The sequence below is a fragment of the Aliivibrio sp. S10_S31 genome, from assembly GCF_014694495.1.
In the GTDB taxonomy this organism is placed as follows: Bacteria; Pseudomonadota; Gammaproteobacteria; order Enterobacterales; family Vibrionaceae; genus Aliivibrio; species Aliivibrio fischeri.
In genome coordinates this window covers 78,898-95,345 of sequence record NZ_JAAUWR010000007.1, presented here as the reverse complement: position 1 = coordinate 95,345, position 16,448 = coordinate 78,898, and the positions used below count along the sequence as shown (strand labels likewise).

Below are 16,448 nucleotides of genomic sequence, written 5' to 3'. Positions count from 1 at the left end.
TGACATTGGGGCTACTAAGAACAAGAGACTTTCTCTTTTACACACCATTTTGAATAAAGGTAGATTGTTCGTATATGATCTGGATGACATCCAAATTAATAATTACGCTGACGGTTTTAGCGTATAGGACATATCACAAAGGACGTGTAAAACCTGAGGTTAAGCAAGACGATTAATTTCAGCTTAGTTACCAAAAAGGAGGCTATTTTTAGCCTCCTTTTTTTATTATATACCTTGTATGATACTTAGTTTACTTGTTTCATTTGCTGCAGAATACAGCGATAGAAAGAGGAGATAAGCTGTAATCAAACACAATCGGTTTTGGTTTTACTTTGGAATATTGAGTATCACAGACTAAAGACCAGTTCGCTTGTTTAGTCAGTTTAGGGAGAACAAATCGAGTCGGTATGTTTGATTGATTAATCATAATTAACAACTCTTTTTCACCATTGTAAATATTCAAATGTAAGCACAGTGATTTTGCTCCATGCCAATCGTTATGTGTCATGGTTCGTCCATCAGGTGTATACCACTCGACTTTTTGATGGCTTCTTTTTGAACCGCTAAAAGCATTAATGATTGGAACAATATGTTTCTGTCTTGCATGAATCATATCAGAAAGCCAGATCTTAAATTCTTGCGCAGTTGGATCTAAATTCCAATTAACCCAGCTAATTTCACTGTCTTGGCAATAAGCATTATTATTACCCTGTTGCGTATGCGAGCATGCATCTGCAGCTAGAAGATGTGGTATTCCAAAACTAAATAATAGAGTCGTCATCATATTACGCTTCTGTTTTTCACGTAACGCAATGATTCTAGGGTTGTCTGTCGGTCCTTCTACACCGTAGTTATCGGAGCGATTATCGCCATGACCATCACGATTATTTTCACCATTAGCGTGATTATGACGATTTTTATAACTCACTAAATCTTGAAGGGTAAATCCATCATGATAACTCACGTAGTTAACGGGTAATTTGTGAGGCCAACGAGAAGCACTAACAAGATCACGAGAGCCCATTAAACGTGTTGCCATGGATTTTAAGTAGTTTTGTTCGCCACACCAAAAGCTTTTTGTTGTGTCTCTGTATTTATCGCTACACTCATTCCAACCATCTGGAAATTCACCCACTTGATAACCATTAGGGCCAATATCCCAAGGCTCAGCAATCAATTTTGTATTTTTTAGGATAGGGTCTTGAGCGATGGCTTTAAAAAAAGCATTGTTAGGGTTAAATTGGTCATATTCACGACCTAGCGTCGCAGCCAAATCAAATCTAAACCCATCAATATGATAATGCTCAACCCAATATCTTAATGTGTCCATCACTAAGTTAAGACTAGGCTGGTGCGTGATATCTAATGTATTCCCGCAGCCTGTATAGTTGGTGTAGTTACCATTGTGATGTAAATAATAATCTTGATCTAGGCCTTTTAAATTAAAAGTACAGCCTCCATTTCCACCTTCAGCCGTGTGGTTATATACCACATCTAAAATGATTTCGATGTTGTTTTTATGCAGCTCTCTAATGGCTGTTTTTAATTCAGTAACCGCATCATTAATCGCATATCGAGGGTCTGGAGCCATAAAAGAAAGGGAGTTATAACCCCAATAATTCACCATACCCATTTCAAGTAGGTGCGGTTCATGCATACAAGCAGCAATAGGGAGAAGTTGAATACTCGTAATCCCTTGCTCTTTTATATGAGCAATCGTTGCTGGATCTACCAAACCTAGGTATGTACCACGAACATTTTCGTCGATATTAGGGTTTAAAAGCGTAAATCCCTTCACATGGGTTTCAAGTAAAATGGTTTCAGAACGAGGAATCATTGGCATTGTGGTACTTTGCCAATCAAAATTGTCGTTAACAACGATAGCTTGCGCTAGGGACCAACTTTGCTTTGCTGTATATGGAACTTGGTAGTTGGGAATGTTCTTTAAAGCTTTAGCGTAAGGATCAAGCAGTAGAAGATCTTCTTCGTTCTTAATGATTTTAAAACCATACACGGCACCTTCTTTTATCCCTGTAAGGTGTGTGTATTTGATTGTACCGTACTCTTCAGTAAAGGAGTGCTCGCTATAGCTACCATCTTCCTTGAAGATAATAAGAGATAAAGGGAATGCTGAATCATGATGAACAGCAAAATTACATCCAGTATTAGTTAATGTTGCCCCTAAAGGAAAGGGAAAAGCTTGATGTGTGTTCACAATATTCCTCTCATACTAATACCAATTTACTATTAGTCTGTTAAGTATAGTATTGGCATAAAACAACAAAAGCCCAATACATTGTTGGGCTCTTTTTTATTTTTTTATTTTGTTATACGCCAGCTTCTTTATAGAGTCTTTGGCATGCTTTTCCGTCGTTATGGAATAAATGGCAACGGTGAGCTGGTATACCAACGGAGAATTGTTCTCCTGCTTTTACTAGAGCGGTATCAGGAACACGGTATATCATATCCGCATCACCATCTTCTATTGTTAAGTAGATTTGTGTTTCATATCCCAATTTTTCGACGACTAAAATATCTCCATCGATGACAGCATCGCCATTTTCAGCAGGGACTAAATGCTCAGGACGAATACCTAAAGACATGCGTTCGCCACGTTTTACGTTTGAACCATCAACTGGGATCCAGAATGAAGCCCCATTTTTAAATTGAACTTTGACCTGACTTTTCTCAACTTCTTCAATAAAGACGCTAATAAAGTTCATTTTTGGAGACCCAATAAAACCAGCAACAAAGCGGTTTTTAGGGTAATGATATAACTCAAGAGGTGCGCCTACTTGTGATACGTAACCACCATCAAGTACGACAATTTTTTCTGCCATTGTCATTGCTTCAACCTGATCATGGGTTACGTAGATCATGGTGCAGCCTAGCTTCTTATGCAGTTTTGCAATTTCAATACGCATTTGAACACGTAGTGCCGCATCAAGGTTGGATAAAGGCTCATCTAAAAGGAACACATCAGGTTGAGAAACTAAAGTACGTCCAATGGCAACACGTTGACGCTGACCACCTGATAACGCTTTTGGCTGACGTTCTAATAAGTGACCCAGTTGCAGAATATCGGCTGCATGATCAACACGTTTTTTGATTTCATTTTTATCTGCTTTTGCCAATTTAAGGCCAAAAGACATGTTATCGAATAGGTTAAGGTGAGGGTATAGAGCATAAGATTGAAAGACCATGCCAACACCTCGTTTAGACGGTTCAACATCATTCATGCGCTTATCACCCATGTATAGATCGCCTGAGGTAATGTCTTCTAAGCCTGCAATACAGCGTAATAATGTAGATTTACCACAGCCAGATGGGCCAACAAATACAACAAACTCACCAGAGTTTATATCTAAATCTACATTTTTTGAGATCTTAACGTCGCCGTAGGATTTGCAAACGTTGCGTAAAGTGACACTCGTCATTGTGTCCATCCTCATTCAATTTTAAAAATTCGTTACCAATGGAATTGGCTTTATGACTCCATTCTTAAGCAAAAGACGGGTTGAGTCATCCTCCTCCTCTGTTTTTTTTCTGGGGGAGTAGGGGGGAGGAGTACTTGGATCACGTTTTTAAACTAATTAGATGGAGTTCAAACTTTTTTTAAATTTCAATGTGAACGCGATCTCATTTCAACTTGGTTTTGTGAACTTACACTACACATATCAGGATAGAGATCACGCTTTTGGTTGGCTACTAAAAAGGCGTAGAGAGTAGGAGGATGAATAAGAGTGATGAATTGATGAAAATACACCTTGAGAATTGAATCATCATCTACTTTAACTTCAACCCTACCGATGATTCATTAATTATAAAAGGAAGGATTCACAATGAAAAAAGTCCTCAGTACTGTCGCACTATGCACAATGGCAGCTCTTGGTTCTATTAACGCTTCTGCTGCAATTGAAGAAGGTCAATTAACGATTTGGGTTACGGGTGATAAAGCTTACGAAGGTATGGCTGAAGTAGGTAAACGCTTTGAAGAAGATACAGGAATTAAAGTAACCGTATCGTTCCCAGACAAAGCAGAAGAAAAATTTGCACAAGTAGCAGCAGCAGGCGATGGTCCTGACATGATTTTTTACGCACACGACCGTTTTGGTGGTTTTGCGGAAGCGGGTCTATTAGCGGAAATTAAACCTTCAGAAGAGTTGAAGTCTGAAATCGTTGATTTTGCATGGGATGCAGTAGAATACAAAGGTAAAACAATTGCTTACCCTGTAGCTATTGAATCTGTATCTCTTATTTATAATAAAGCCCTTATCAAAAATCCACCTAAAAACTGGGAAGAAATTCCTGCTTTAGATAAGGAAATGATGAAGAATGGCCAAAAAGCGATCATGTGGCCACTTCGTGGTGGGGCTTATTTCACTTGGCCTCTACTAGCAGCTGATGGCGGATATGCCTTTAAGAAAACCGCTGAAGGTTACGACATTAAAAACGCTGGTGTAAACCAAAAAGGCGTTCAAGATGCAATGACGTTCATCGAAACCATGGTGAAAGACAAAACCATTTCGGCAGATATGGATTATTCAGTTGCAGAGTCTGAATTTGTTAAAGGCAATGTGGGTATGATGATCAACGGTCCTTGGGGCTGGGCAAACATCGAAAAAGCGGGCATTGATTATGGCGTAACGACACTGCCTAAATTCCATGGTCAGGCATCTAAACCATTCGTTGGTGTATGGGTTGGTGGTATCAGTGCAGTATCTCCAAACAAAGATTTAGCCGTTGAGTTTTTTGAAAGTTACTTGCTAACGGATGAAGGTCTGAAAAGTTTAAATGACGATAAACCGCTAGGTGCTGTAGCTTTAAATTCATTCCAAAAGCAACTTGATACCGATTCTCGTATTGCTGCGACGATGAATAACGCAATGAATGGTGAAATCATGCCAAACATTCCTCAATTCACTACTTTCTGGTACAGCATGGAAGAAGCATTAGGTAACGTTGTTGACGGTCGTCAAATGGTGACTGATGCACTAGCTGCTGCTGAAAAACGCATGACTAAATAACACCTTATTAGTCACACAATTAGGAGGGGAGTTCGCTTCTCTCCTAATAATAACGAATCATCTCTTCTTTAATATCCACATGAGTAAGCCTATTTTATCTAAGTGGGCTTACTAGGTTGGTATTTTTAAAAGGTCTTGAAGCTTATGACAACAGCAGTTGCTTCTCAAACGAATTATAAATCTGTACTGAAATGGGGGATTTTATCTGCCGTAGCAGCACTGAATGGTTACGTTTGTGTTCTTATGTATTCTCGTGGTGAAACTGCATTTGCAATGTTAACACTCGTATTAACGGCACTCGCAGTTTACGTGTTTGGTAGTAAAAAGAATTATGCTCACCGTTATACCTATCCGGGTATCGCAGGGATGATTTTATTCATTATTTTCCCATTGGTTTATACGGTTGGTTTAGCATTTACAAACTACAGCGCAACGAACCAAGTCACCCTTGAACGAGCACAAGCTGTGCACTTAACGAAAACATACCAAAGCGGAAAAAGTTATAGTTTTCAGTTAATGAATCAAGGTAATGGTTATGCGTTAACGATTAAAGATTCGGGACAATTATTTGCAACAGAAACCTTTAATTTAGCAGAGGCCGTTGAGCGCAAACTGGAATTAGCTCCAGTGGATTCTGTTAAAGGCAAAAAAGCAACAATTAAGCAGATTATTGCTAAGCGTCCAAATCTAAACCTTATCACGCTTTCTTTGCCATCAGGTGAAGAGATCCAAATGAGTGGGTTACGTAAGTTTGCAGCGGTTGGTCCACTGTTTGTTATGCAAGAAGATGGTGAAACGCTCTATAACAACAAAACAGAAACGTATTTTAAAGCAAATCACGATACGGGTTTTTATCAAGAAGTAGATGATAACGATGTCTTTGTTGGAGACCCAATTTCTCCTGGCTTTATCGTTAATGTTGGTGGCGCAAACTTTGAGCGTATTTGGAAAGATGACGGCATCAAAGAGCCTTTTATTAGTATCTTTATTTGGACAGTCATTTTTGCAACTTGTACCGTTGTATTTACGCTGGCGATCGGCCTAGTGCTTGCCGCAGTTGTACAATGGGAAGAGTTAAAAGGACGTGCCGTTTATCGTTTATTGTTAATACTCCCTTATGCGGTACCAGCGTTCATCTCTATCTTGATTTTCCGAGGCTTGTTTAACCAAAGTTTTGGTGAGATCAATATGTTATTAGACAGCATGTTTGGTATTCAACCAAATTGGTTCTCTGACCCGTTCACCGCAAAAGTGATGGTATTGATTGTAAATACCTGGCTAGGTTTTCCATACATGATGATCCTATGTATGGGGTTACTGAAGTCTATACCAGAAGATTTGTATGAAGCATCAGCTATTGATGGTGCTGGTCCACTTCAAAACTTCTTGAAGATCACGGTTCCTATGATGGTGAAACCATTAACACCATTATTAATTGCAGCGTTCGCCTTTAACTTTAATAACTTTGTCATGATTGCACTATTAACTAAAGGTGGTCCAAACATGATAGGCACAACAGAGCCTGCGGGTTATACGGACTTATTAGTAAGTTATACCTACCGAATTGCGTTTGAAGGTAGTGGTGGTCAAGACTTTGGTTTAGCAAGTGCGATAGCGACGTTGATCTTCTTACTGGTAGGTGGTTTGGCACTACTGAACCTACGTTTTACAAAATTATCAAATAATTAATGTTTGAGTAGCTATTTATCCAACGTGGTATTTAGCTACTTAACTTCAAAAAATAAGGATTCATTGATATGCCAATGGTTCAAGGAAAAAACTTAAAATATCGCGTTTGGGCAACACACATTGCAATGTGGATTTTCTTAGCAATGATCATTTTCCCATTATTGATGGTTATTACGATTTCATTCCGTGAAGGTAACTTTGCAACAGGCAGTATTATTCCAGAAAGCCCATCATTAGAGCACTGGAAACTTGCACTAGGTATTGCCGTTGAGCATGCTGATGGCTCAACCACTCAGCCTCCATTCCCTGTGTTAACTTGGTTATGGAATTCAGTAAAAATTGCAGCTATCAGTTCTGTATTAATTGTCGCTTTATCAACAACCAGTGCTTATGCCTTTGCCCGTCTGCGTTTTAAAGGTAAAGAAACACTACTAAAAGGTATGATGATTTTCCAAATGTTCCCAGCGGTATTGGCTTTGGTTGCTCTGTACGCCTTATTTGATAAGTTAGGTCAGTACATACCATTCTTAGGCTTAAATACGCATGGTGGCTTGATCTTCGCCTACCTTGGTGGGATCGCATTGCATGTATGGACGATCAAGGGGTACTTTGAAACGATCGATGGTTCGTTAGAAGAAGCAGCCGCATTAGATGGTGCTACGCCTTGGCAAGCTTTCCGCCTTGTTTTACTGCCATTATCTGTTCCAATTTTGGCTGTTGTATTTATTTTGTCATTTATTGGTGTAATTACTGAGGTTCCTGTAGCATCTTTACTACTTTCTGATGTAAACTCATACACATTAGCAGTTGGTATGCAACAATATTTATACCCTCAGAACTACTTATGGGGTGATTTTGCGGCCGCTGCAGTATTATCAGCATTACCTATTACATTGGTTTTCTTACTAGCTCAGAAGTTCCTCGTAGGTGGTTTGACAGCCGGTGGTGTAAAAGGATAACGATAATTATACGGACCCGTACATTTTTGGGCAGGGTCCACTGCGTGAAGAGCTTTATGATGGTTTGGTCGCCGATCGGTAAAGTGTTCAGCGCAATATTGGCATTACGCATAGCTGGGTAAGTGTTGCAGGAAGCGACTTTACTTGTTGTAATCAGAACCGAAGTATTCTCACTTCGGTTTTTTTCTGTCTAGATAAAATGGATAGAAGTGATTTATGGCATTAAGGTGGTGCAAAACACGTTAGATTGATTTCGTCCATTTTCTTTTGAATAGTAAAGTGCTTTATCAGCCGCTTCTAGCCACGATAAGTGATCAGGATGTTCGTTTGATAGCTCACAAATACCTAAACTTACTCGGTAATGAATCTCTTCACTTTCAGTTGAAATTGTGCTGTTTTCAATGCGTTTACGTAAACGCTCGGTGAAATAGAAAGCTTGCTCAGCGTTTGTATATGGCAGAATAACGGTAAACTCCTCACCACCATACCGTCCACAAATATCCGTGTTACGCGAGGTTTTTCTTAATAGTTCTGCTGCATCACGAATCACATCATCACCTACAGTATGCCCAAAGTTATCATTGACCTTCTTAAAGTGGTCAATATCAAACATCACAATGGATGACACTCTTTCCGCCGCTCTTGCTTCATTAAATTCTTTTTTTAAGCATGATTCCCAATAAGCACGATTATAAAGTTGTGTTAAGCCATCGATTTTACTTAATGTAGAAAGCTGGTGGTTGGAATTTTCTAGGTGCAATGTGTTTTTTGCAATCTCGGTAACGTCATGAATGATTAAACTGATGTGCGAAACGTTACCATTTACGTCTGTTAGAGGAGAAAACGTAATGTTTTGACGCATCTCGGTTAACCCATTCGAAATAGGCGTAAAGTTCTTAAATTTAAATAGATAAGGCCTATCTTCCCAACAGGAGAAACCACGAGTATTTAAACTAAAGGAGGTCATGACTTTTTTAACTAGCCAAGGTTTTGGTAAATCAGGAACTACTTCAAATAGATTATGGTTAAGAATTTTCTCAGCGGTAATGCCGCTATAAGATTGCATAAAGTTGTTCCAAGCACACACCTTAAAATTTTTATCTACCACAATTAAGCCTGCATCTAAATCACCAATGATCTGCATGGCCCAATGAAAATCACTCATATCAGAATTCATTATAAAACACTCTCTAAAATTGATTTAATGGCAGACAAAGAATCGTTATCCATTAAGAAGATAACATCACATTTTAAATCCATACTTTCTGCAGAATAAACAAACTCAATAGTAAAAATATCGTTATCATATTCACCTAAGAATTGGTGATTATCTTTGAGTGCTGCTTTTAATTGGTCACTATTTAAAACGATGGGTTGGCGCAACGAAATGGCGATGTCTAATTGTTTGCTAAAAGATAGGAGAAAGGCAGAAACCAGCAGGTTTGCGATATCCAGAATCGCTTCATTGGTCGTTGTATTTTTACCGTTTTCATTAACGCTAAGCAATTCTTTTAAATTATCACCATGTAAACAAACAAGTGCCTCTCCGTTGATCCCATATCCAACAAAACGTTGAGATATGGCTCGGTACTCAGAGTTATTAATAATGTCTTGAAGAACCATTTTTAACTCAGAGTGATGCAATGTAGCGACATTGGGTAGGGGCATATCAATGAAGCGATCAAATTGTTCAGAAATAAGAGCAGCGCTGGCACCAAGTGCGATGTTACTGATCTCTTTAATACTTGAGATAATGTCAATGGATGAACTGTTTTTCACTCTCTTTGATTGAGAATCTGCAACAATGTTGAGTAACGGTATTTGATATTTTTTAAATACTTGTTGAATAACGTCATTGCCAAATGGTTTTTCAATAAACTCTTTTGCACCAAGCTCATAGCATCGTTGTCTGGCTTTTTCTTGTATATCAGCGGAGACAACGATGATATGAGTTTGATAAGAATTTACTGGTAAAGAAGCCAATACTTCAAAACCATCCATAATAGGCATGGTAAGGTCAAGAAAGAGAACATCAATGTTATGCTCAGATAAAATCTGTAACCCTTCTTTACCATTTTCAGCATAGAAAACATTAACTTCACTGGTGCTTTTTATATGACGAGCTAATGATTTTCGAGCGATTTTTGAATCATCACAAATTAATATTTTCATTATTATTTTTAGTTAATTACAGTCGTTACATCATCCTAAGTGATGTTAGTTACAAATCAATAAATATCCCATATTGAATAATTCAACTACGATCTAGTTAACAGAATGTTTGTAAAATTTATTTAAAGAAAACGTTTACATAGTTAAAAAATAATTTCTCAAAAATTGATCTAAGACATGTTTATGACAAAAATGTAGATAGGTGCTAAAACAAAAGTTGAATCATTAAAAAATAGTTGAATAATGGGTTGTAGCAACAAAAGGCACGACTCTATGTGCAACCTACATATCTATAAAAGAGAATAATGATGAACAACGAATACGTATTAGTTATCAATTCAGGCAGCTCTTCACTTAAGTTTGCTGTAATCGATTCTGTTTCTGGTGATGCAGTATTAAGCGGGTTAGGTGAGTGTTTCGGCCTTGAAGATGCTCGTATGAGCTGGAAGTATCAAGGACAGAAAACAGAAATTGCCATTGAAGGTAATGAAAACCACCATAAGATAGCTATTGGTAAATTAGTAGGTCTAACAGAAGAGTTAGGTTTTACTGATGGTATCGTTGCTATCGGTCACCGTATCGTTCACGGCGGTGAAAAATTTACTAAGACAGTTCGTATTAATGAAGAAGTAACAAAAGAAATTGAAAGTCTATCTGACTTAGCTCCTCTTCATAACCCAGCTGGCGCTATTGGCATTCGTGCTGCTGTTGAAGCCTTCCCTTCTCTCCCTCAATTTGCGGTATTTGACACAGCGTTCCACCAAACTATGCCTAAGCGTGCATACACTGGTGCTATTGCTAAAGAGCTATATACTGATTTTGGTGTTCGTCGTTACGGTTTCCACGGTACAAGTCACTACTTTGTAAGTCGTGAAGCTGCAAAAATGATCAATAAACCGATTGAAGAGTCGAACTTTATTTCTGTTCACCTAGGTAATGGCGCATCAGTTTGTGCAATTAAAGACGGTAACAGTGTAGACACATCAATGGGCTTCACTCCGCTTTCAGGTCTAATGATGGGTACACGTTGTGGTGACTTAGATCCAGGTATCATTGAATACCTACTTAAGAAAGGTTGGTCACAAGAGCAAGTGTTTAACTCTCTAAACAAAGAGTCAGGCTTCCTAGGTGTGTCCGGTCTAACAAGTGATGCTCGTGGTATCCTTGAAGCAATGGAAGAGGGACACGAAGGTGCGACGCTAGCATTCCAAGTGTTTACATACCGTGTTGCTAAGTACGTGGCTTCTTACCTAGCGGCATTAGATTCTTTAGATGGCATCATCTTCACTGGTGGTATCGGTGAGAACTCATTACCAATCCGTCGTGAAATCTTAAGCAACCTTAAGATTCTTGGTTTTGTTGAAGATGTTGCAGGTAACGAAGGTGCTCGTTTTGGCGCTGATGGCATTATTGCTAAATCAGAAATGCTGAATGCGGTTGCTATGGTTATCCCAACTAATGAAGAATTTGTGATAGCTCAACAGTCTGTTGAATTACTGTAAATTATAATAAAAACATAGATTTAAAAGCGAGCTATGATGGCTCGCTTTTTTTGTTTTTCAAGAAGGTTGGTTGGTAACATATTGCTTTTATTAAATACTACCTAAGTAATCCCGAAAGAAATCAACGAATAGCTTTGTTCGTTGAGGTAAATGTTTCCTTTTAGGATAGAGAAGATATAAAGGGAGTATTGGCTGTGTTTCCCAACTTGGGATTAATTGAACGATTTCATTTCTTTTTGTTTGTGACAATTTAGACAACGCTAACTCATCCAACATAGCAACACCGCACTCATTTAGCATTGCGTCTACCATAGATGCAACTAAATTAACGCTAAAAGAGCCTTCAAGAGTAATCGATATATTCTCTTTTGATTTTATCTTATTAAATGTCCAATTATTTAGTGTGAAATCCGTATTTTTATAAAGAATATGGTTTAACTTATTTAGGTGTGAAGGGTGGGTAATTTCCCCTTGGTTCCGCATATAATTTATATGAGCAAAGGGTTTGCACTGCAATGAGCGAAAATAATGACCTACATAACCTTCCGGTGGGGAATTAGTCAGATAAAAAGCCACATCAAAACCAGACTCGATAAGATCCAGAGGACTTTCTGTAAAGATAACTTCAATATCTATTTTCGGGTATGTTCGACAGAATTCAGCGAGGGGCTCTGTTAGTAATATCGAACCAAATGACGCAGAAGCAGCAATACGTAACTTACCAGCCATGCTTTCTGGTGATAATAATTTTGCGTTGATGGCTTCGGCACTGTCTAGTAGATGCTTTGCTTGTTTGTAAAACTCAATTCCATCATAAGTAAGATTGAATTGTCGCGTTGTTCTGTGAATGAGTTGAACAGATAAAATGCTTTCTAATTGTTGTAGTTGTCTACTTATGTGTGCATTCGAGCACTTTAATCTTTTCGCTGCTCCAGCAATGCTTTTTTCTTCACATAAGGCTACATAAATAGGGACATAGTTAAGCCACTTTATTTCCATATGGTAATTCTGTTTATCTAAATGGTCTCTATTGGAAATAATAGAGACTGATTATACTTTCAGCAAGATTAATTTAAGAGAGAGAATAAATGGAAGCGTTTAATAGTTGGCTTGAAGGCCAAAACCTCAAAGAACAGGTTAAGAACCCAAATATTGAAGTTGGAGATTATAGCTATTATTCAGGTTTTTATCATTCTAAGACCTTTGAGGAGCAAGCTGTTCGTTACTTATTAGGAGATGCTTCTACACACGAGGTGTGGGATAGCGGACAGTTTGGAGAGGTTGATAAACTCCGAATAGGTAAATTTTGCTCTATTGCATCAGGGGTAATATTTATGATGGCTGGCAATCAAGGACATAGAGCCGATTGGATATCAACATTTCCATTTTCAAAAAAAGAGTTTGGCGAAGGTGTGAAAGATGGCTTTCAAAGAGCTGGCGATACCATTGTGGGTAACGATGTATGGATTGGTAGTGAGGCAATGATTATGCCTGGCGTTCATATTGGAGATGGGGCAATCATTGGAGCTAGAGCCGTTATTACTAAAAATGTGACACCTTATTCCGTTGTGGTAGGAAATAATGTGGTGGTTAAAAAACGGTTTGATGAAAACTTAATTCAAACATTATTAGCCATAAAGTGGTGGGATTGGCCACTGCAACACATTAAAAATGCGGTAGAAATTCTATGTAGTGGTCAAATTGAAGAATTAGAGCAGTATTTTATAAAGAATGTACGCGCTTAATTGATATTAGTTTAAAGGCTCTGATTTAGGTTGAGCCTCTTACTTTTGCATAACAAAAAATTATTAAAATAATAAATATTGATAATTTCATATTATCCATAGAGTTTACTATTATTACCTCATCGAAACGAACAACGAATTATAAAACTGAATTTGAGGTAAATTATGAAAATGAATCACGTAGGCATCATGGTTGGCGATATGGACAAAGCGGTTGAGTTTTACACAAAAGCGCTTGGTCTTGAAGTGGTAATGGGTAACACAAAAGTTGAAGAAGAGCGTGAAACCGCAATTGGCAGAATGTGTATTGCTGTATTTGGTGAAGGCTTTAAAGGCTTCAATATTGCGCACTTATTAACAAAAGACGGCATTGGTTTTGAGTTATTTGAAATGAAAGAGCGTCAAGAACGTCACGAAGTTGATTTCTCTCGAATAGGTATCTTCCATTTCTGTCTTCAAACTGATGACTTTCACGGCGTGATCGCTCGTACTGAAGAGTTTGGCGGTAAAGTACGAATGGATATTATGCGTTACCACCCAGAAGATGATAACAACACATCACAAATGGTGTATTTAGAAGACCCATTTGGCAACTTATTTGAGCTTTATTCTCATACATATAAAGAAACGTATTCTGCTGAGTACGAGTAAAATTAAGATGATTAAGGCTTAGACTTCGGTTTAGGCCTTTTTTATGTATTTTTATTAGAAGTATTTGTTGCAATAAAAGCTCAGATAAAAGAGTAGTTGATCGCATTGCAAAGGTTTTGGTGGTTAATTTATACACAATGTTGATTGGTCATCTTATTCTATTTCCATAACCTATAATAATGACAACTGTTTTATATCTTTTATTTACTGGCTAGGGATGAGTCATGTACCAACCGAGAACAATAGAAAGTGATGTGCATTGGATAGATATTGATGGAATTAAAATTTATACAATATCAGCCATAAATAAACCAATTAATATCTCAATGTTTAATAAACGACTTGCCACAGTTAAGTCTCAATCAGAGGTTAATTGGCGAGAAACCGCCGCGTTTGCTATTTATCATGATGGAGAGAATTATAAGTATTTAGTTTTAGCATGGTGGGGAAATGATAATGAATTATTTACGTCTGTATCAGTAAAAATTAAACATAAATGGGTGATTGACCCTAAACAATATTCATTTTGTCTATACGATATGGAAGTGATGTGGAGAGAGCGAAATATCTACATAGAAACGATGGATTGTGAAGTTCCTTCATTAATTGGTTATCGTGTGAGTCGTTGATAAGATATTAAATCTATTCACTAAATTAGATATGCTCGCTCATTTAATGTAAGAGCGAGCATGTTATTATTTTTTAAAAGCCACAAGCAGAAATGAGATAACTCCACAAATCAGTAAAACAATGCCAAGGTGTTGAATCGAACCTGCCAAGCTAAGCCCTGCACCTATCATTAAGTAATACATAAGTCCAAACAGAGCTCCAGCACTGCCTGCTTGTTGTTTATAATCAATTAACGCCACGCTAAGAATATTTGGAATGGCGATACCAAAAGACATAACAACTAAGATCATAGGCAGTAAAAACCAAATTGAATCGATTAAATAAGTCACTAGTATTCCACCTAAAGTCAATAAAAGAGCAGATAGTTGCAATAAACGCAGTAATGAAACTTGTTTAGAAATAAGATACTTATTTAAATAACTCCCTATAAATGTACCTAGACCTAACACGATCCCGCTATAACCAAACTCTTGCGAGGACAGTCCTAATTGCTCGAATTTAAAAGCTCCCAATTGGTAATATGAAAACAAAGCAATATTAAATAAAGCGACAAGGCAACCAGAACGCCAGATATTGATATCTCTTAGCATTTTGAGTCCGAGTTGTTTTAATTCTAGAGGTTGCTTTGTTTTCTGAGTTTCAGGTAAAGCTACAAGATTATATGCAACTAGTACTAGAGCCATAATAAATAAAGTGATAAATACATAATGGTAACCACCGAATTGAGTAAGTTGACCACCGAGTAGCATCCCTAAAACGGGACTAATAGAAATCCCCATTCCCATCAAACTGAATACTTTACTGAGCTCTTTGGTATCAAATGCATCACGTAGCATGGTTTGTGTGATCACTGAGCCGACTGCTATACCAAACGCACTAACAGCACGAGCGATCATCAGATAGGTGAAACTGTCTGTTAGCACCGCAGATAAGGCGGCTAAACTGTAAATGACTAACCCGAGTAGCATGGTGGGTCTGCGACCTAATTTATCCGCTAAAATTCCCCATACCACGACACCCAAAGCAAAAGCTGAAAAGTAAATTGAAATGGTTTGCGAAGCTTGTGAATAAGTTACAGCAAATGAATCTGCTATTGAGCCAAGTGCTGGGCTGTAAATGGTTTCAACGATTTGAGGAAACATCAAAAGAAGTACCATAAGCCAGAGTGAAGGTTTTGTGTTCATTGTGTATCTCGTGTGAATTAACTTGGCAAACAGTATATTTCTAATTACGATTGTTCCATTAACAACATTAAAACCAAAAACAATAAGATTCGGACATTATGGCTATTATTTCAGATGAAACTAAATTTGATGCAGATAAATTGCCCGCAGATGTGATTGGTATTGCTGCTGATGTTGGTCGTCATGATTCAGGGATGCATTATCATCAGAAAGGGCAATTACTGTATGCACCTGAAGGCTGTATGAGTTTTGCTTTATCTCATTCAATGTGTGTTTTGCCACCCACAAAAGCCGTTTGGATACCAGCGAATACACCTCACCGAGCATTTATGACAAATGTTGTAGCGTACCGATCGTTGTATTTTGATTGTGATAAGTTCTCATGCCCTGAAGACATTGTGATGATCGAGGTGGACGAATTACTTAGAGCGTTAATTAATAAGATGGCAATGTGGCCATGGGATAAACCCAAATCAGAAACGTTACACACAACAGCACTCTTTTGGGAATCTTTTTATGAAGCACATCAACAACCGTTTAGTTTACCTTTGCCTACAGAAAAACGTTTAATCACATTTAGTGAGCAGGTACAGAAACCGGATTTTCTCGCTCCAGATCTGCAAACATTGTCTAAAAAGATAGGAGCAAGCAGTAAAACGATTACTCGATTATTTAAAAAAGAAACTGGAATGTCATATCAGGAATGGAAGCAACAATGGAGAGTGTTAAAATCAATCGAGTTATTATGTGAGAATACGCAAGTAAGTGATGTTGCATTTCAGTTGGATTTTTCATCTGACAGTGCTTTTATTTCCTTCTTTAAAAAGCAAGTAGGGCAGACTCCTCTAGTGTTTATTAAGCAGAAACAGAATAAAAAGTGATGGAAATC

Annotated in this window: 14 protein-coding genes; 8 read left to right on the top strand and 6 right to left on the bottom strand. The window is 37.8% G+C overall.

Going from position 1 to position 16,448, the window contains the following annotated elements; translation table 11 throughout:
• Nucleotides 1–259 precede the first annotated feature (259 nt).
• Both glgX and malK read right to left on the bottom strand, forming a co-directional pair.
• A complete protein-coding gene (glgX, locus tag HC728_RS08130; protein ID WP_005423200.1) occupies nucleotides 260–2,215 on the bottom strand; it encodes a glycogen debranching protein GlgX in 1,956 nt (651 codons plus the stop codon).
• Nucleotides 2,216–2,327: 112 nt separating this feature from the next.
• Nucleotides 2,328–3,437, bottom strand: a complete 1,110-nt coding sequence (gene malK / locus HC728_RS08125) for a maltose/maltodextrin ABC transporter ATP-binding protein MalK (protein ID WP_017018810.1) — start codon at nucleotides 3,435–3,437, stop codon at nucleotides 2,328–2,330.
• A gap of 405 nt (nucleotides 3,438–3,842) precedes the next feature.
• Here malK and malE point away from each other — a divergent pair, with 405 nt between their 5' ends.
• The 3 genes from malE (at nucleotide 3,843) to malG (ending at nucleotide 7,675) form a co-directional block, all read left to right on the top strand.
• On the top strand, nucleotides 3,843–5,027 hold the full coding sequence (malE, locus tag HC728_RS08120; RefSeq protein ID WP_005423196.1) for a maltose/maltodextrin ABC transporter substrate-binding protein MalE: 1,185 nt from the start codon (nucleotides 3,843–3,845) through the stop codon (nucleotides 5,025–5,027).
• Nucleotides 5,028–5,171: 144 nt separating this feature from the next.
• The gene (gene malF / locus HC728_RS08115; protein WP_005423193.1) at nucleotides 5,172–6,716 is read left to right on the top strand and encodes a maltose ABC transporter permease MalF; all 1,545 of its coding nucleotides are present in this window, start codon (nucleotides 5,172–5,174) and stop codon (nucleotides 6,714–6,716) included.
• A 68-nt stretch (nucleotides 6,717–6,784) separates the two neighbouring features.
• Complete coding sequence (malG, locus tag HC728_RS08110; protein WP_005423192.1) at nucleotides 6,785–7,675, top strand: maltose ABC transporter permease MalG; 891 nt, start codon at nucleotides 6,785–6,787, stop codon at nucleotides 7,673–7,675.
• Nucleotides 7,676–7,889: 214 nt separating this feature from the next.
• On the opposite strand, the gene HC728_RS08105 is transcribed toward malG, so the two are convergent.
• Together HC728_RS08105 and HC728_RS08100 are read right to left on the bottom strand one after the other, a co-directional pair.
• Nucleotides 7,890–8,852: a diguanylate cyclase gene (locus HC728_RS08105; protein ID WP_017018808.1), complete on the bottom strand. Its 963-nt coding sequence runs from the start codon at nucleotides 8,850–8,852 to the stop codon at nucleotides 7,890–7,892.
• Nucleotides 8,852–9,847 carry a response regulator gene (locus HC728_RS08100; protein ID WP_190395282.1) on the bottom strand — a complete coding sequence of 332 codons (996 nt, stop codon included), beginning with the start codon at nucleotides 9,845–9,847 and terminating at the stop codon, nucleotides 8,852–8,854. The genes HC728_RS08105 and HC728_RS08100 overlap by 1 nt, the downstream gene beginning before the upstream one ends.
• A 308-nt stretch (nucleotides 9,848–10,155) precedes the next feature.
• Here HC728_RS08100 and HC728_RS08095 point away from each other — a divergent pair, with 308 nt between their 5' ends.
• On the top strand, nucleotides 10,156–11,349 hold the full coding sequence (locus HC728_RS08095; RefSeq protein ID WP_012534931.1) for an acetate/propionate family kinase: 1,194 nt from the start codon (nucleotides 10,156–10,158) through the stop codon (nucleotides 11,347–11,349).
• Between the two features lie 90 nt (nucleotides 11,350–11,439).
• Here HC728_RS08095 and HC728_RS08090 read toward each other — a convergent pair whose 3' ends face one another.
• Nucleotides 11,440–12,348, bottom strand: a complete 909-nt coding sequence (locus tag HC728_RS08090; RefSeq protein ID WP_190395281.1) for a LysR family transcriptional regulator — start codon at nucleotides 12,346–12,348, stop codon at nucleotides 11,440–11,442.
• Nucleotides 12,349–12,437: 89 nt separating this feature from the next.
• On the opposite strand from HC728_RS08090, the gene HC728_RS08085 reads away from it, so the two are divergent.
• The 3 genes from HC728_RS08085 (at nucleotide 12,438) to HC728_RS08075 (ending at nucleotide 14,374) form a co-directional block, all read left to right on the top strand.
• Nucleotides 12,438–13,094, top strand: coding sequence for a CatB-related O-acetyltransferase (locus HC728_RS08085; RefSeq protein ID WP_190395280.1), 657 nt, complete (start codon nucleotides 12,438–12,440; stop codon nucleotides 13,092–13,094).
• 165 nt (nucleotides 13,095–13,259) lie between these two features.
• The gene (locus HC728_RS08080; protein WP_005423180.1) at nucleotides 13,260–13,745 is read left to right on the top strand and encodes a VOC family protein; all 486 of its coding nucleotides are present in this window, start codon (nucleotides 13,260–13,262) and stop codon (nucleotides 13,743–13,745) included.
• A 224-nt stretch (nucleotides 13,746–13,969) separates the two neighbouring features.
• Nucleotides 13,970–14,374: a hypothetical protein gene (locus HC728_RS08075; RefSeq protein WP_012535576.1), complete on the top strand. Its 405-nt coding sequence runs from the start codon at nucleotides 13,970–13,972 to the stop codon at nucleotides 14,372–14,374.
• Between the two features lie 66 nt (nucleotides 14,375–14,440).
• Here HC728_RS08075 and HC728_RS08070 read toward each other — a convergent pair whose 3' ends face one another.
• The gene (locus HC728_RS08070) at nucleotides 14,441–15,559 is read right to left on the bottom strand and encodes a multidrug effflux MFS transporter (protein ID WP_139073846.1); all 1,119 of its coding nucleotides are present in this window, start codon (nucleotides 15,557–15,559) and stop codon (nucleotides 14,441–14,443) included.
• Between the two features lie 98 nt (nucleotides 15,560–15,657).
• Between HC728_RS08070 and HC728_RS08065 the strand changes: the two genes are divergently transcribed.
• Nucleotides 15,658–16,440, top strand: a complete 783-nt coding sequence (locus tag HC728_RS08065) for a helix-turn-helix domain-containing protein (RefSeq protein ID WP_065622568.1) — start codon at nucleotides 15,658–15,660, stop codon at nucleotides 16,438–16,440.
• Nucleotides 16,441–16,448 lie beyond the last annotated feature (8 nt).

What these genes read in the sequence shown, in the direction of transcription:
- HC728_RS08080 (WP_005423180.1), top strand. Translation starts at nt 13,260, where the DNA reads ATGAAAATGAATCACGTAGGCATCATGGTTGGCGATATGGACAAAGCG.
- HC728_RS08085 (WP_190395280.1), top strand. Translation starts at nt 12,438, where the DNA reads ATGGAAGCGTTTAATAGTTGGCTTGAAGGCCAAAACCTCAAAGAACAG.
- HC728_RS08095 (WP_012534931.1), top strand. Translation starts at nt 10,156, where the DNA reads ATGAACAACGAATACGTATTAGTTATCAATTCAGGCAGCTCTTCACTT.
- HC728_RS08100 (WP_190395282.1), bottom strand. Translation starts at nt 9,847, where the DNA reads ATGAAAATATTAATTTGTGATGATTCAAAAATCGCTCGAAAATCATTA.
- malE (WP_005423196.1), top strand. Translation starts at nt 3,843, where the DNA reads ATGAAAAAAGTCCTCAGTACTGTCGCACTATGCACAATGGCAGCTCTT.
- malK (WP_017018810.1), bottom strand. Translation starts at nt 3,437, where the DNA reads ATGACGAGTGTCACTTTACGCAACGTTTGCAAATCCTACGGCGACGTT.
- HC728_RS08105 (WP_017018808.1), bottom strand. Translation starts at nt 8,852, where the DNA reads ATGAATTCTGATATGAGTGATTTTCATTGGGCCATGCAGATCATTGGT.
- HC728_RS08065 (WP_065622568.1), top strand. Translation starts at nt 15,658, where the DNA reads ATGGCTATTATTTCAGATGAAACTAAATTTGATGCAGATAAATTGCCC.
- HC728_RS08075 (WP_012535576.1), top strand. Translation starts at nt 13,970, where the DNA reads ATGTACCAACCGAGAACAATAGAAAGTGATGTGCATTGGATAGATATT.
- HC728_RS08090 (WP_190395281.1), bottom strand. Translation starts at nt 12,348, where the DNA reads ATGGAAATAAAGTGGCTTAACTATGTCCCTATTTATGTAGCCTTATGT.
- malG (WP_005423192.1), top strand. Translation starts at nt 6,785, where the DNA reads ATGCCAATGGTTCAAGGAAAAAACTTAAAATATCGCGTTTGGGCAACA.
- malF (WP_005423193.1), top strand. Translation starts at nt 5,172, where the DNA reads ATGACAACAGCAGTTGCTTCTCAAACGAATTATAAATCTGTACTGAAA.
- HC728_RS08070 (WP_139073846.1), bottom strand. Translation starts at nt 15,559, where the DNA reads ATGAACACAAAACCTTCACTCTGGCTTATGGTACTTCTTTTGATGTTT.